Source organism: Luteibacter sp. P4_D7_3 (assembly GCF_056401735.1).
In genome coordinates this window covers 1-15782 of the sequence record NZ_JBFUIT010000002.1, presented here as the reverse complement: position 1 = coordinate 15782, position 15782 = coordinate 1, and the positions used below count along the sequence as shown (strand labels likewise).

Here is a 15782-nt window from a genome sequence, read left to right as displayed (position 1 = left end):
CTATATCGCCTCGCGCACGGCCTTGAGCGTCTTGTACAAGGTCGCGCGCGAAAGGCCGAGCAACTGTGTGATGTACGTTGCCGCGTGGCGAACATCGAACAGGCCTCGTTCCTCGAGCAGCGTAATGAGGGCCTCGCGGTCGACGATACCCATGCCGGTTAGCGTCGTACCCCGGTCGCTGAGGAACTGGCCGACGATGTCATTGACCTCCTCGCGCCAGTCATTGCGGAACAGTGCTGCGGGACGTGGTGCTGACTCGGCAAAGCGCAGGAAGTCCTTCGACATCGCCTGCATCGCCTCGACCATGCTCACGTCCACATTGATGCAGAGCAGGCCGATGGGTTTACGACGGCCATCGCGCAACACGGCCGTGATCGATTTCAACGACCGGCCGTCCGCGTTCCTCTTGGGGTAAGGGCCGATCACCGCCTCGTCCAGCGCGCCAAGGTCTTCCAACTCGGCCAGCGAATCGTCGCCAACCTTCCGCGGCGACATCCGATTGGCGATATGACGGATCGTCCCGCTGCCGAGGTCGTGGATCACCACCTCGGCATGCGGCTTGAACACGGTGGCTATCGCGTCGGCGACGGGGACGTAGGGGGCAAGGTAATCGACCATGCGCCGATCATCGGGGCCTTGATACGGATTGTCCAGAATGGACTTCCTGTTTTTTCAGCCGGTGTAGTCAAGGCTCGGATACCACGTGGGTCGCCGCCCCTCCGGCGTCGAATCCAGCACCGTCCACAGGGGCATGAGGTCCGGTGCGCCGCGCGGGTCTTCGCCGGGATCCGCCGAGTCACCGCCCATTTCCCCGGCCCAGAACAAGCGGATCGTGCCGTCGCGGCGGGTGAATACGTTGAACGCCGGTATATCGCCGCCATCCTTGCCGATGGCGTGATAGTCGCGACTGAAGCTGCCGTTGAGGTCCGTGTACAGCTTCAGATGCTGCCAACCACGTTCCTTCTTGAAGGCCAGTAGCTTCGATAGCGGCGAACGCGCCACCACTGCCAGCGCCACGTTCTGCTCCATGTCGCGGGCTTCGCCGTCCCACGCGCTCAGCAACGAAGTGCACATGGGGCAGGGGCGCTCGCGTTCCGGGCCGAACATGTAGCTGTAAACGACCAGGGTCTGCTTGTCGCCGAACAGTCCGGCGAGGTCGACCGGACCGTTGATGCCTTCAAACCGGTAATCGCCACGCACCTCACCACCTGGCGGCAGTGCGCGGCGCATGGCTGCGACACGCTCGATGTGCCGACGCAATTCGATCTCTTCGGCAAGCAGCGCGTTACGCGCACTGCGGTACTCGTCGCTTTCGTTCGGCATGCGGACGGTGTTGCGGCTCGCCAGTTCGCTGGCGGGCGTGAGCGGTTGGGTGCTCATGAGCATTCTCCGGAATCAGTCGCGGTCAGGTGCGCCAAGGGGAAACAGTGGCCGGTACGGGCGGGCCTCGTCGACGGCGCGGGCGAACGAGGGGCGCGCAAGCAGGCGTCGTCGATAGGCGTGCACGTGCGCGAGCACATCCGGGATCGGGTGCGTCCAGTCGGCGTAGAACAGGAACGGGGCCGCGCCGCAGTCGGCCAGGCTGAAGTGCCCGCCCGCCGCCCACTCGCGGTCGGCCATGACTTTGTCCAGCCATGCATAGGCCGTGTCCAGCATCTGCCGGCAATCGGTGACGCCGCAGGGGTCGCGCTGGCCGCCGGGGCGCAGCACGTCGAACACGATGCGCTGCTGCGGCGTCGAAATGTAGTTGTCGAAGAACCGGTCCATGGCGCGCACCTCCAGTGCGGCCTTGCGGTCCTCCGGCAGCATCGGCGCAGGACCCGGGTGATAGAGGTCGAGGTACTCGACGATGGTGCTCGCCTCGGTGACCGTGCGCTTGCCGTCGACCAGGATCGGAAAGCGGCGCAGCGGCCAAAGATCGGCGAACTCCGCGTAAACCTCGGGCTGCTCAGGGGAAAGCATCTTCCACTCGAACGGCGTGCCGTTCTCGTAGAGGGCCACGAGGGCTTTCTGGCAGTAAGACGAGAAGGGGTGGGCGTAGAGCTTCAGGGGCATCGCATGCACCTCGGTCGGGGACGTGAACGCAGGTTTCTTCTTCACGTCGAACGGGAAGCGGGCATTTCGACACGCGGCGGGCATCGCCGCTGGATCGGTCTTGCTATCCTCCGGTATCAAGGAGGACCACGGATGAAAGTTGCCATCGTAGGCTACGGAACCGCAGGGCAGGCAAGTGCCATCCTGCTGTCCGCGCAGGGACACGACGTCACCGTTTTCGAGAAAAGCCCGACGCTGGGACCGGTTGGCGCGGGTTTCCTGCTGCAACCCACCGGCATCGCCGTGCTGGACCGCCTGGGTCTGGCCGGCCGCGCCATGGCGCTGGGCCAACGCATCGATGAGTTGCACGGCGCCACGCCGCGGGGCCGTCCGGTCATGGCCATGCGTTACAGCGACCGCCGCGCCGGCTGCTTCGGCCTGGGCATGACGCGTGGTGCGCTCTTCGAGCTGTTGCGCGACGCGCACCACGAGGCAGCGCAGGTGCGCACGGGCGTTTTCATCGCCGGCTACGACGCAGCGACGCGCTTTGTCGTCGACAACGACGGCACGCCGCATGGCCCCTTCGACCTGACCATTGCAGCCGACGGGGCGCACTCGGTGCTGCGCGCTCGTTGCGAGAGCCAGGTCAGCCGCGAATCGCTCTATCCGTGGGGCGCCGTGTGGTGCCTGCTGCGCATCGACGACTGGGCCACGCCCACCCACCTGCTGCAACGTTATGCGGGCACCCGCGCCATGATCGGCATGCTGCCGGTCGGCACGCGTCCAGGCCATGACGGTCGGTGGGTGACGTTCTATTTCAGCCTGCCGGGTGAGCGGGTCGATAGCTTCGACGACCTCGCTGTCGCGGCGATGAAGTCCACCGTCGCCGGCATCTGGCCCGAGCTCGCACCGCATCTGGCGCATCTGGAGCATTCCGAGCAGCTCAACCGTGCGCGCTATCGCGATGTGGTGCTGCGCCGGCCGCATCACGATCGTCTCGTCGTCATCGGAGACGCGGCGCACGCCATGAGTCCCCAGTTGGGGCAGGGCGTGAACATGGCCCTGCTGGACGCGGCTGCGCTGGCCGACGCGCTGGCCGAGCACGACGACGTCGATCATGCCCTGGACATCTACCGGCGCCATCGCCACGGTCACGTGCGCATCTACCAGCGCATGAGCCGCTGGCTGACACCGCTGTTCCAGTCGGATCGCACGGCGCTGGGTTGGTGTCGCGATGTGCTGTTCGGACCGCTGGGCAGGATGCCCGGTGCGCGCGGGCCGATGCTGAGCATCCTCACCGGCGAGGCTGGCCATCGTCGAATGCCGGGAGGCGAGGACATGCAAGCGCAGGAGCTTCCCGCTCCGTAGGATGCGCAAAAAACCATACTCGCGCGTTCGGCCACACTCGGTTTACGCTCTGCGCGAAGGGGAACCTCGGAGATCCGGATGAAACGCGTTGCCGCCGCCGTCGTACTGCTCGTGTCGCTCACCACGGCGTCGTTCGCCGCCAATCCCATTCCGGTCTGGGGCGCCAGGCAGTCCAGCCCCGCCGATACCCGTCCGGGTGACCTCAAGCCTGGGCAGTGGATATGGGGTGGGCGGGGTGCCTCGCCCGGCCCGATGGCGGTGATCGTGAGCATCACCGAGCAGCGTGCGTACGCGTATCGCAACGGCATCCTCATCGGGGTGAGCACGGTCAGCACGGGCAAGAAGGGTCACGAAACGCCAACCGGTGTGTTCACCATCCTGCAGAAGGACAAGGACCACCACTCCAAGAAATACGACGACGCACCGATGCCCTACCAGGAGCGCCTGACCTGGGACGGCGTGGCGCTGCATGCGGGCGGCCTCCCGGGCTACCCGGAATCGCACGGCTGCGTGCACATGCCCACCGAGTTCGCGCGGCTGCTGTTCGATGCGACCAACATGGGCATGACGGTGGTCGTCGCCGAGGCAGGGACGGCGCCGGTCACCGTGGTTCACCCCAGCGCGGTGATCCCTATCGACCCACGCAACGGCAGCGACCTGCCACTTGAACCGCTGGCCGATGGTGTGCCGTACCGTTGGAATCCGGACGCTTCGCCCATCGGTCCCATCTCGATGGTACTCAGCGTGGCCGACAGCCGCGTCATCGTCTTCCGCAACGGTATCGAGATCGGCCGTAGCCGTGTCGAAGTGAAGGATCCGCTGATCGGCACGCACGCCTTCATCGTCGCTTCCGGCTATATGCCCGACGCGCCGGAGCGCGCCGGGCTGCACATGCCGAACTGGATCACCATCGGCATTCCCGGCCACGGCGACGAAGCGGGCAAGGTGGTCGATGAAGCGCTGGTCGACCGCGTCTCCGTGCCACGCGAGTTCATGGAGAAGATCGTGCCCCTGCTGGCGCCGGGCTCCGTGCTGCTGGCCACGGACGAAAGCGTGCAGCCGGAAACCACGGGTGGCAAGGTGCAGGTGATCGATTCGAACCCGCCGGGCGTTTGAGTCAGCCGTCCTTCGGGAAGCACCGGTGCGTCAGTGATCGAAGCCGTTCTCGCCGATCGCTTCGACGAGATACGTCACCAGTGAGGCGATGCGCGCCGAGATCGCCGTGTTGCGGTAATACACCGCGTTGATCGGCTGGCGATACTCGATGGTGTGCTTTGGCAGCACCTGCACCAAACGCCCTGAGTCGCGATCCTCGCGCGTCATGAAGTCGGAAAGGCAAACGATGCCGTTGCCTTCGAGCGCGAGCTGGCGCAGCGTTTCCCCGCTGGACGAGCTGATGGTCGGCCTGATGTGTACCGGCTGCTTTTTCTCGTCCAGCAGCGGCCAGTCATTCAAGGTGTCGGGTTCGGTGAAGCCGAGCAGCGAATGCTTCGCCAGTTCGGACACCTTACGTGGCGTGCCGCGTGCTTCGAGGTACGCGGGGCTGGCCAGGCAGCGAATACGGCTGCTGCCGATAGGGCGCGCGTGCAGCGTGGAATCCTTGAGCCTGCCGATGCGTAGCGCCACGTCGGTACGGCGTTCGAGCAGGTCGATATAGCCCTCGTTGCTGTGCAGTTCGAGGTCGACATCGGGAAAGCGTTCGCGATAGCCAGCGATCAGGGGCACCACGACGTGCAGCATGAAAGGTGACGCGGCGTCGATGCGCAGTCGGCCGGCCGGACGGCTGCGACGCGTCGCCATCTGCTCTTCGGCGTTCTCGACCGCAGCGACGATATCGCGCGCGCGTTCGAGAAAGGCCTCACCTTCGTCGGTCAGTTCGATGCGCCGCGTGGTGCGACGGAGCAGGGTAGTCTGAAGCTTCTCTTCCAGCCGGCCGAGCGTTCGGCTTGCCGCCGATACGGTCTGGTCCAGTTGCTGCGCCGCCTTGGTGATGGAGCCGGTATCGACGACCGCGATGAAGTTCTGGATCTCGTCGAGGGTGATGTTCATCGTTGATTTTCGCGAAAGGCTGGTTCGCTTATACGTGGCTTTTTGCGCAAGAGTAAAGCTTCGCCGCTGAAGCGGCTCCCACAGGGGGTTGGGCTCCTGCGGGGCTTGGGCTTCTACGGGCTTGGGCTTCTACGGGCTTGGCTTAGCGCGAGCTGCAGCCTGCGACCGTGGGCTTGTTCGGATCCACGCGGGCATCGTAGAGATTCCCTTCGCGGCCCTTGGTCCACCACACGATCGACCCGGCGGCATAACGCACGCCATCGGCGGCCATCGTGTCGACCAGTAACCTCGGTTTGCCGGCGATCGGCATCAGGGCGAAGCTCTGTCCGTTATCGCCGTTCCAGTAGGTCACGGTGAACGGCTTGCCAGTGGCGCAGTGGTAGGTGGCGACCACGGGCGGACTGAATTTCACCTGCGGAACCATGAGCGAATCCGACGCGGCGCCGGTGGCGACAAGCAGGAAGGCGGCGGACAGGAGGGCTTTCATGGCAGGGCAAGCTCCGTGGCGGCCTGGAGCAGGGGTTCGCCGGATACGCGCAGAACGCCGGTATACGGTGCCTCCAGCTCCATGATCAGGAAGATCGAGCCGGAGAACGCCAGCGCAGCGCAGAACAACACGAGGCGAACGGACGCGTTGTGCATGGCGAACGTACCCATGCCGATGAAGATCAGCACGATCCACGCCGTGACCACGACGAGCAGGAACGTGGGTTCGGACGAGCGTTCGTGCTCGGAGGTCAGGATGCGTTGCTTGCCGAGGTCGGCGGTAATGTCGAGCGCACGCCGCTGAAACCAACGCTTCGCGTCTGTATCCGGTTTCAGGTTGAGGATGGAAGCCTGCAGCTGGGTGATCAGGCTGAGGCTGGTATGCGGCAGGCGGAAAACCACCTTCTGCATCTCACCATCGGGCGCGACCCGCTCCGTGGCATGAGCCAGGAACGCACGGAGGTCCGTACGGATCTGCACCGTCTCCGGGCCGTAGCCCGAGAGCGCGCGATCGAGAAGGAGGATCGACGTGGACACGCCGACGATGCCGTCATTGGCGCGGTCGAAGGTGGCACGCGCCGAGGTGACCATGAAACCGAGGACCAGGGCGGTCAGCGTGGCCATCATGCTGATGCCGAACTGGGCGGCTTTCTGTGCTTCGTAGACGAGGTGATCTTCCGGCATGCGCCGGGCGATCCAGCCACCCAGGATGAGGCTTCCGCACGCCAGCACCAGTACGGCAAGCGAGACGACGATCGCGTACATCGATGATGCTCCCCTTAAGACGTCGACGGTTTGCCGCGCAGCTTATGGTGGCCGCCGTCCGCCCGGCTGCCTTCTCGAATGCCACGGTTTTGTCGGAAACGAAAGGTCGCTCGTCAGGTACCAGCGGCCGCGACGTGATCCGCCGCGCGTTCCGGCGCGGAGCGCACGCTGAGGGTGTACCAGTGTTCCTTGCCCTTGGCGTCGTGGTACTTGCGAAGAACCGGCTCGAGGTCGTTTTCCTCGCACCAGGTCACGAAGGGTTTCCACGCGGCGTTGTACGGGTGCAAAGGATTGCGGATGTCGTAATCCGGCGCCCAGCGGAACGTCTGCAGGATCAGCGCGACCGTGGTGTTCTGGCCCGCCCCCAGCTGGATCGGTTTAACGTCCGTACCGGCGAGGATCCGCGTGGTGAACTGGGTCTTCGCCGTGTCCAGAAACTCCTGGACCAGGCGAAGGTCTTTCTCGGCGGACGGACCCTGCTGGTTCGCTTGTTGCTCGAGGTCGCGCAGGCAGTCGGCCTTCGCGCATCTCTCGGTGACTCGAAGCATCGCACCCAACGTCGTTGCAGCCATGGTGGCGGTCTCCTGAAGCGGATGCGTTGATTATAGGACGGACATCATCGGGGTATCGGCATTGCCGCGTCGCATCATTCCGTCGCGGGCGATGCGGTTGCTGTCGGCGCGTCGCCCCAGCCGCCACCCAGTGCGCGAATCAGGTTCACGGTCGACGTCGCCTGGATACCGCGCAAGCGCACCGCGGTGAGCCGGGCGTTGAGCACCACGCGTTCCGTATCGATGACGTTGAGATAGGCCACGGAGCCGTCTTCGTACTGAAGTTTCGAGAGATCCGCCGCCCGCGTCGATGCGGCCACTTCGTCGCCTTGCACGCGCGTCTGGTCTTCGAGAATGCGCAGGTTGGCAAGGTTGTCTTCCACTTCCTGGAAGGCCACCAAAACCTGCTGGCGGTACTTCGCCACATTCTCCTCGTAACGCGCCTTCGCATTGGCCAGGTTGCCCTTGCGCACGCCGCCGTCGAAGATCGGCAGGTTGGCGGCTGTGCCGACCAGTGGACCGAGCAGGAAGCTGCGGCTCGACCACTTGAACAGATCGCTGAAGGCGGACGACTCGTAACCCCCGGTGCCGGTCAGCACGATGGAAGGAAAGTAGGCTGCGCGGGCGACACCGATGCGGGCGTTCTCCGCAGCCATGGCCCGTTCCGCGGCGGCGATATCCGGGCGCCGTTCGAGAAGCGACGACGGCATGCCGGGAGGGATATGGATCACCACCGGCTCGAGCGGCCGTGGCGCGACCGAGAACTCGGACGGTGCCTTGCCCAGCAGGACGGCCAATGCGTGCTCCGACGCCGCACGCTGCCGCTCCACGGTCATCGCGTCCGAGGTCGCGGAGGCGAGTTCCGCCTTCGCTTGCGCAAGTTCCAGATCGCTCACCTCGCCGGCCTCCGCACGATGCTGAACGAAGGTGAGCGCCTCGTTACGCAGCTCGACGGCGCGGTGATACACGGCCAGTTCCGCATCGAGTTCGCGCAGGTTGAAGTAGTTCTGGGCCACGTCCGCTTGCAGGGCCAGCTGCACGGAGCGGAACAAGGCTTCGCTCTGTTGCGTATCCGCGTGGGCCGCGTGCACGGAGGAAGCGACGCGGCCGAACAGGTCGACTTCGTACGAGATGTTGGCCTGCGCACGCCATACCGTCTGCGCGTCGGGGCGCGGACCACCGGGCGGCACGCCGAGCGAGTCCGGCGTGTTCTGCTGGCGCGATGGACCGAAGCCGGCGGACAGGCTGGGAAAGCGCGCCGCACCGGTCACGCCCTCGATGGCACGCGCCTCCTGTACGCGCGCCGCGGCGGCGGCGAGGTTCTGGTTCGCCTCCAGTGCTTGCCCTTCGAGCTCATTGAGCTGACTGTCGTTGAACACCTTCCACCACTCCCCGCGTGCGGCGTCTTCGGCGGGTACGGCGGTCTGCCAGGTGCCGGCCTCGGCGGGGCTGAGGGTTTCCTTGAATGCCTGCGACTCCGCCGCCGGCGGCACGCTGTACTTCGGAGCCAGGGAGCAGCCGCTCAGGCCAGCCAGCAGCAGACCCCAACAGACGAACGTGGGCAGGGTTTTCATGTCGGACTCCCCGGACCGGCGTCTTCGATGCCGATGACGCGCCCGTTCTTGCCGTGCTTGTCCTCGAGACGATGGCCGCCGGAGAGATGGCGCAGGATCACGTAGAACACCGGCGTCAGCATCAGGCCGAACAGGGTGACGCCAAGCATGCCGAAGAACACGGCGATGCCCATGGCGTGCCGCATCTCCGAGCCCGCGCCCGAGGAAAGCACCAGCGGCAGCACACCCATGATGAAAGCGATCGAGGTCATCAGGATCGGTCGCAGACGCAGGCGGCTCGCTTCGATCGCGGCATCGACAATCGAGCGCCCCTGTATCTCCAGCTCCCGGGCAAACTCCACGATCAGGATCGCGTTCTTCGACGCCAGGCCCACCAGCACCATCAGGCCCACCTGGGTGAAGATGTTGTTGTCGCCGCGATCCAGCCACACGCCGATGAGCGCGCAGAGCAGGCTCATCGGCACGATCAGGATCACCGCCAGCGGCAGTGTCAGGCTTTCATAAAGGGCGGCCAGCGTGAGGTAGACCAGCAGCAGGCTCACCGGGAAGACGACCAGCGAGGCATTGCCGGCGATGATCTGCTGGTAGGTGAGGTCGGTCCACTCGAGCTTGAAGCCGCGCGGCAACGTGTCGGCGGCCACGCGCTCGACAGCGGCCTGTGCCTGTCCGGACGAGTAACCGGGTGCGGGGCCGCCGTTGATGTCGGCCGCGGTATAGCCGTTGTAACGCACCACGGATTCCGGACCGAACGTGGTCGAGACCTTCACCAGAGACGCCAGGGGAATCATCTCTCCGTCTGCATTGCGTGTTTTCAGCAGGCCGATATCGGAGGGGTGGGCGCGGAACGGTGCGTCCGCCTGCACGCGTACCTGAAACACGCGACCGAAGCGGTTGAAGTCGTTGACGTACTGCGAGCCGAGAAACACCTGCATGGTGTTGAACACATCGGTGACCGCCACCCCGAGCTGCTTGGCGTTGTCGCGATCCAGGTCCACCTTAAGCTGTGGTACGTCGATCTGATAGTTGGTGAACGTGGGGCCGAGCTCCGGTGCCTTTGCCGCTTTTGCCAGGAAGGCTTTTACCGCATCGTTGAGCGCCGTATAGCCCTGCGCACCCCGGTCCTCGATCTGGAACTTGAAGCCACCCAGCGTGCCCAGACCGAGCACCGGCGGTGGTGGGAACACGGCGATGTAGGCACCCTTGATAGCCGCGTACTTCTGGTTCAATGCCGCAGCGATGGCGCCCGCCGACTCGCCCGTGCCGTGGCGATCCGCAAACGGTTTGAGGGCGAGGAACATCACGACCGAACTGGACGAGTTCACGAAGCCGTTGATCGACAGGCCCGGGTGCTGCACCGCGTGGTCCACGCCCGGTTGCTTCATGCCGATCTCGCCCATCTCCCGGGTGATGACTTCCGAGCGGTCCAGTGAGGCGCCATTGGGCAACTGCGCGATGGCGATGATGTATTCCTTGTCCTGCGCAGGTACGAAGCCGCCCGGCACGATTCGTCCCATCATCACCGCGCCGGCAAGCAGCACCACGTAGAGAATGAGCATGCTGCCCTTGTGTGCAATGACCCGGGTTACGCCATGGCCGTACCCTTCCGACGCGCGGTGGAATCCCTTGTTGAAGACGCGGAAGAATCCACCCAGTCCGCGATCCATCACGCGGGCGAGCCAGTCCTTCGGTTCGTCATGGCCCTTCAGCAGCAGGGCGGCCAGTGCTGGCGAAAGTGTCAGCGAGTTGAACGCCGAGATCACCGTCGAGATGGCGATCGTCATGGCGAACTGCTTGTAGAACTGCCCGGTGAGGCCGGACATGAAGGCAAGCGGCACGAACACGGCGACGAGCGTCAGCGCGATGGCGATGATCGGCCCACTCACCTCGCTCATGGCCTGGTAAGTGGCCTCTCGCGCAGACAGCCCCGACTCGATGTTTCGTTCGACGTTCTCCACGACCACGATGGCGTCGTCGACCACGATACCGATCGCCAGGACCATGCCGAACAAGGACAAGGCGTTGATCGAGTAGCCCAGCAACAACAACAGGGAGAACGTGCCGATGATCGACACCGGCACCGCAAGCAGGGGAATGAGCGACGCGCGCCAGGTCTGCAGGAACAGGATCACCACGAGCACCACAAGGCAGATCGCCTCGATCAGCGTATGAATCACGGCCTCGATGCTGGAGCGGACGAACGTGGTCGGGTCGTAGACGATGCTGTATTCGACGCCCGGCGGCATGTCTTTCTGCAGGTCCTTCATCGCCGTGCGAACATCTTCGGACAGCTGCAACGAGTTCGCACCCGGCAGCTGGAAGATCCACATCGCCACGGCCTGCTTGTTGTCGAGCAACGCACGCGAGCCGAATTCCGCCGCGCCCAGTTCGACGCGGGCCACATCGCGGATATGGGTCAGTGCGCCGTTCGTACTCTTGAGCACGATGTCACCGAACTCCTGCTCACTCTGCAGACGGCCCTTGGCATTGATGCTCAATTGCAAAGGCACCGCGCCGGCCATGGGCGACCCGCCGATGACACCGGCGGCGACCTGCACGTTCTGTTCCCGGATAGCGGCCACGACATCCGACGCCGTGAGGCTACGTTCCGCCAGCTTCTTCGGGTCCAGCCATATGCGCATGGCGTAGTCACCCGATCCCTTGAGCACCACCTGGCCAATGCCATTGAGGCGTTCCAGGCGCTCTTTCACGTTGATCAGGGCGTAGTTGCGCAGATAGGTCTGGTCGTAGCGGGCGTCGGGTGAAATCAGGTGGACCACGAGGGTCAGCGTGGGTGACGACTTGATGGTGGTGACGCCGAGCAACTGCACATCCGGCGGCAGGCGAGGGAGTGCCTGCGAAACGCGGTTCTGCACCAACTGCTGGGCCTTGTCCGGATCGATACCCAGGCGGAAGGTGACCGTCAGCGCCATGTTGCCGTCGCTGCTGGCCTGGGACTGCATGTAGAGCATGCCTTCCACGCCGTTGATCTGCTCTTCCAGCGGCGCGGCGACCGTGTCGGCAATGACCTTGGGGTTGGCGCCCGGGTACGAGGCGTAGACCACGACGGAGGGCGGCACCACTTCCGGGTACTCGGAAATGGGCAGCTGGAACATGGCGATCACGCCGGCCAGGAGGATCAGCGTCGAGAGCACCCCGGCAAAGATGGGCCGGTCGATGAAGAAGCGGGAGATATTCATCAGGGGCTACTCGCCACGGCATCTTCGCCCGCCATGGGAACGACCTTGGCGTGTACCGGATCGCCCGGATGCACGCGTTGCAGGCCGTTCACCACGATCTTCTCTCCCGGTTTGAGGCCTGAATCGACCACGCGCAGGCCATCCACCATCAGGCCAGGGAAAATCTCCCGGTACTGCGCGTGGTCCTTGTCGTCGAGTACCAGCACGAACTTCTTCGCCTGGTCCGTGGAGATCGCGCGGTCGTCGATCAGGACGGCCGGATGCGCCGCGCCACCGCCCACGGCGACGCGGGCGAACATGCCCGGAAGCAGCACGCCATCGGCGTTGTCGAAGGAGGCACGCACGCGGATGGTGCCCGTGGTGCTGTTGAGCTGGTTGTCGACGGAGGCGATCTTGCCCGTGCGCGAGAAGCCCGTCTCGTTGGCAAGCCCGAGTCGCACCGCGACATCGTGGTCGCCTGCCTGGCTGAGGTATTTGAGGTAGGTCTGCTCATCCACGTCGAAGCCGGCGTAGATGGGATTGACCGAGACCAGGGTGGTCAGGGGTGGCGAGCTAAAGCCCGCCGCGACGATATTGCCGACGGTCTGTTCCGCGCGTGACATGCGTCCGTCGACCGGCGCGAAGATTCTCGTGTAACCGAGGTTGACCTTGGCATCCTCGAGGGCGGCCTCGGCCGCCTTGACGTCGGCGGTGGYGACGAGGGCGGCATTGGAGCGGTCGTCGAAGTCGCGTTTGGAGATCGCGTTGCCTTGCAGGAGCTTTTGCGCTCGCTGGGAATCGGCCGAGGTGAACTTCTCATGGGCGTGCGCCGCAGCGAGTTGTGCGGAGGCGCGATCCACCGCCGCCGTATACGTGCGGGGATCGATCAGGAAGAGCGGGTCGCCCTTCTTGACCATCTGCCCGTCCTTGAAATAGACGGCCATGATGGTGCCGGGGACCAGGGCCCGGATGTCCACGTGATCGATCGCCTGCAAGCGGCCGGAGTAGCTCTGCCAGTCGGTGATCGGCTTGTAGACCACCGCGGCCACGTCGACCTCTGCCGGGCCGGCAGCGGGTGCCGCGCCGTGTCCGCTACACGCGGCGAGAACCAAGGCGCAGGCCACCGGAAAGATCAGACGTATACCAACCATGTTGCTTTCCCCACTCCGCCCCGTCGCGAGGGTGCAACGGCAACCTGAGTGTCAGACGGCCATGGGGGGCCGGCTAGCAGGGTTCGGCCGGTTTTTGGCCGAGGGTGCTGCGTGACGAAGGCGTGGAAGCAGGGAGACGGTCTGGGTTGTTCAGGTGGCGTGAAAATGTGCGCTACGTCACACTTCGGTGCTAGCGTGTGCTTTCGGGCCGCTGGGGGAGGCTGCTTCCGACCTGCGGGGTACTGCGCGTGTCGACCGAAGGTTTCATGGGACCGGACTACCGGTACCGCGCCTTCATCAGCTACAGCCACCAGGACACCGCCTGGGCGGCGTGGTTGCACCGCGCCCTGGAAACCTACGCCATACCGGACCATCTCGTCGGCCAGCTCACGGCGGCGGGTGTCATYCCGCGACGCCTTACCCCTGTGTTCCGTGACCGCGACGAACTGGCCAGTGCCGGCGACCTCGGCCGCACGGTCAACGCCGCACTCGCGCAATCGGAATGCCTGCTGGTGATCTGCTCGCCGCAGGCAGCGTCCTCGCGCTGGGTCAACGAGGAAGTGCTCTCGTTCAAGCGCCTCGGCCGCGACGAGCGGATCTTCTGTCTTATCGTCGCCGGCGAACCGAACGCCACCGACCTGCCGGGACGCGAAGCCGAGGAATGCTTCGTTCCGGCGTTGCGCCATCGACTGGATGGCCAGGCCATCGAGCCCATCGCCGCGGATGTGCGGCAGGGTAGCGACGGCAAGCTCAACGCCCTCATCAAACTCGTCGCCGGCATGCTCGGCCTCGGCTTCGACGACCTGAAGCAACGCGAGATGCACCGACGCATGCGCCGCGCCACCGTCCTCGCCGCCGTCGCCCTCTGTGTGATGGCCGTGACCACGGCCCTGGCGATCAGCGCCTTCATCTCGCGGCATGCGGCGGTGGTCGCCAGCCATGTCGCCGAACGTCGCCAGAAAGAAGCGGAGGACTTGGTCAGCTTCATGCTCGGCGACCTCAACGACAAACTGGCCCAGGTATCGCGCCTGGACATCATGGAAGCCGTCGACAACCAGGCCATGAAGTATTTCCAGGCCCAGCCGCTCGACGAAGTGACCGAGCGGGCACTGGAGCAGCGTGCCTCGGCACTGGAGAAGATCGGCAGCGTACGTCTCGACCAGGGCCAACTGGCCGCCGCCATGACCTCGTACCGGGCGGCGCTTGCCGTGGCCACGCGTCTGGCCGACGCCGCGCCGACGAACGTCGACCGGCAGCTGGCGCTCGCCGATGTCTGGGCCTACATCGGCATGACGCAGTGGCGACAGGGCAAGCTCGATGACGCCCAGCGAAGCTTCGCCAGCGCCCAGGCCACGCTGCAACGGGCCGCCGTGCGTGCGCCGGGAAATACACAGCTGGCCTTCCAGCGGGCCACGCTCGACAACAATATCGGCCACGTCATGGAAGCGCGTGGCGAGCTGGACCAGGCCGCCGCCCAGTATCGGCACATGCTCGCCCAGATGCAGGACCTGGTGACGGGCCAGCCGCATAACCCCGACTGGCTCGAGTATCTCGGCTCCGCCTACAACAACCTCGGCAAGCTCGCCCTCATGCGCGGTGACCTCGCCGAGGCGGTCGCCCAGTACGGCGCGGACGAGCGCATCCAGTCCGGGCTCTCGGCCTCGGATCCGAAAAACATGAGCCGCCGCGACAACCTGCTCACCGTCTACGCCATCCTCGGACGCACACAGGCGCTCACCGGCGATGTGGCCGCGGGCATGGCGCGTCTGCAGCAAGCGGTGGATATGGCGACGCAACTGGGTGCGCTCGACCCGAGCAATACCGACTTCCAGGATCACGCGGCGTTGTATGCGACGCAGCTGGCGCGCCTTCGCCGCCTCACGGGCGATCTTCCTGCCGCCACCGCGCTCACCACCAAGGCGCTCGCGACCTTCGCCGAGCTGACACGGCATGACCCCGATAACGCCGCGTGGCAGCGTGAATACGCCGAAGCCCAGCTGGAGCACGCGGCGCAACTCGGTGACGCCGGGCAGCAGGATGACGCGCGCGACCACGCAGCGATGGCATTGCGTGCGCTCGATCCGCTGATGGCAAAACTGCCTGACGACCGTTCGACCCTACTGGCGGGTGTCGCAGCACGACTCTCGCTCGCGGCCGTCACCACGGACACGCAGGCTGCCCTGCAACTCCGTACGGAAGCCCTGGATAGGGTGCAGGCAGCGAAGAGCGGTCAGGGTGACCCTCGCCTGCAGGCGCTTCGCGCCGAGACGTTGTTGGCACTGACGCGCAGGCCGGATGCCACAGCCGTCATCCAACGCCTCTGGGCCAGCGGCTACCGCGACGCAGGGCTGTTGCGCGTACTCAGGCGCGAGCACATCGACTATCCGGTCAACCAGGCGTTCCAGCACGAACTACTCGTGGCCACCGGCGGCGAGCCACTGCAAGAGAAGGAGTAACAGGGCCGTCCCACATCACCATGCACTCAACGGGAGTACGTCATGTCCAAGCTTGGCAACCCGCAAGACCAGGACGAACCGAACGACCCCCTCGACGAAGAGACCGAGACCTCGCGCGAGCACGACGCCGACGAAGAGCGGGGAGGCGGCCCGTCCAAGGTGACCACTAACC

General features: G+C 65.2%; 13 protein-coding genes. 3 read left to right on the top strand and 10 right to left on the bottom strand.

Features of this window, described 5'->3' with window-relative positions:
- Genes AC1DSN_RS00455 through AC1DSN_RS00445 form a run of 3 tightly spaced genes read right to left on the bottom strand, consistent with a single transcriptional unit; the run spans position 1 to position 2055 of the window.
- A complete protein-coding gene (locus AC1DSN_RS00455) occupies positions 1 to 618 on the bottom strand; it encodes a helix-turn-helix transcriptional regulator (protein WP_477293341.1) in 618 nt (205 codons plus the stop codon).
- A 54-nt stretch (positions 619 to 672) separates the two neighbouring features.
- The gene (locus AC1DSN_RS00450) at positions 673 to 1380 is read right to left on the bottom strand and encodes a DUF899 family protein (protein ID WP_477293339.1); all 708 of its coding nucleotides are present in this window, start codon (positions 1378 to 1380) and stop codon (positions 673 to 675) included.
- A 15-nt stretch (positions 1381 to 1395) separates the two neighbouring features.
- Positions 1396 to 2055, bottom strand: coding sequence for a glutathione S-transferase family protein (locus AC1DSN_RS00445; protein WP_477293337.1), 660 nt, complete (start codon positions 2053 to 2055; stop codon positions 1396 to 1398).
- 132 nt (positions 2056 to 2187) lie between these two features.
- On the opposite strand from AC1DSN_RS00445, the gene AC1DSN_RS00440 reads away from it, so the two are divergent.
- Together AC1DSN_RS00440 and AC1DSN_RS00435 are read left to right on the top strand one after the other, a co-directional pair.
- Positions 2188 to 3402 carry an FAD-dependent oxidoreductase gene (locus AC1DSN_RS00440; RefSeq protein WP_477293335.1) on the top strand — a complete coding sequence of 405 codons (1215 nt, stop codon included), beginning with the start codon at positions 2188 to 2190 and terminating at the stop codon, positions 3400 to 3402.
- Positions 3403 to 3480: 78 nt separating this feature from the next.
- Positions 3481 to 4518 (top strand): L,D-transpeptidase, encoded by a 1038-nt coding sequence (locus tag AC1DSN_RS00435; protein ID WP_213949916.1) that lies wholly within the window; start codon positions 3481 to 3483, stop codon positions 4516 to 4518.
- A 30-nt stretch (positions 4519 to 4548) separates the two neighbouring features.
- Here AC1DSN_RS00435 and AC1DSN_RS00430 read toward each other — a convergent pair whose 3' ends face one another.
- From AC1DSN_RS00430 to AC1DSN_RS00400, 7 genes are all read right to left on the bottom strand, one after another.
- Positions 4549 to 5451 carry a LysR family transcriptional regulator gene (locus tag AC1DSN_RS00430; protein ID WP_213949913.1) on the bottom strand — a complete coding sequence of 301 codons (903 nt, stop codon included), beginning with the start codon at positions 5449 to 5451 and terminating at the stop codon, positions 4549 to 4551.
- 142 nt (positions 5452 to 5593) lie between these two features.
- Positions 5594 to 5938, bottom strand: a complete 345-nt coding sequence (locus AC1DSN_RS00425) for an MliC family protein (RefSeq protein ID WP_477293330.1) — start codon at positions 5936 to 5938, stop codon at positions 5594 to 5596.
- A complete protein-coding gene (locus AC1DSN_RS00420) occupies positions 5935 to 6702 on the bottom strand; it encodes a bestrophin-like domain (protein WP_477293328.1) in 768 nt (255 codons plus the stop codon). Before AC1DSN_RS00420 ends, AC1DSN_RS00425 begins: the two co-directional genes overlap by 4 nt.
- A 113-nt stretch (positions 6703 to 6815) precedes the next feature.
- Positions 6816 to 7274 (bottom strand): hypothetical protein, encoded by a 459-nt coding sequence (locus AC1DSN_RS00415; protein WP_477293326.1) that lies wholly within the window; start codon positions 7272 to 7274, stop codon positions 6816 to 6818.
- A 74-nt stretch (positions 7275 to 7348) separates the two neighbouring features.
- The gene (locus AC1DSN_RS00410; RefSeq protein WP_477293324.1) at positions 7349 to 8827 is read right to left on the bottom strand and encodes an efflux transporter outer membrane subunit; all 1479 of its coding nucleotides are present in this window, start codon (positions 8825 to 8827) and stop codon (positions 7349 to 7351) included.
- Complete coding sequence (locus AC1DSN_RS00405; RefSeq protein ID WP_213949908.1) at positions 8824 to 12024, bottom strand: efflux RND transporter permease subunit; 3201 nt, start codon at positions 12022 to 12024, stop codon at positions 8824 to 8826. The genes AC1DSN_RS00410 and AC1DSN_RS00405 overlap by 4 nt, the downstream gene beginning before the upstream one ends.
- Positions 12024 to 13154 (bottom strand): efflux RND transporter periplasmic adaptor subunit, encoded by a 1131-nt coding sequence (locus tag AC1DSN_RS00400; RefSeq protein ID WP_477329209.1) that lies wholly within the window; start codon positions 13152 to 13154, stop codon positions 12024 to 12026. The genes AC1DSN_RS00405 and AC1DSN_RS00400 overlap by 1 nt, the downstream gene beginning before the upstream one ends.
- 248 nt (positions 13155 to 13402) lie before the next feature.
- On the opposite strand from AC1DSN_RS00400, the gene AC1DSN_RS00395 reads away from it, so the two are divergent.
- Positions 13403 to 15610, top strand: coding sequence for a toll/interleukin-1 receptor domain-containing protein (locus AC1DSN_RS00395; RefSeq protein ID WP_477293318.1), 2208 nt, complete (start codon positions 13403 to 13405; stop codon positions 15608 to 15610).
- Positions 15611 to 15782: the final 172 nt, after the last annotated feature.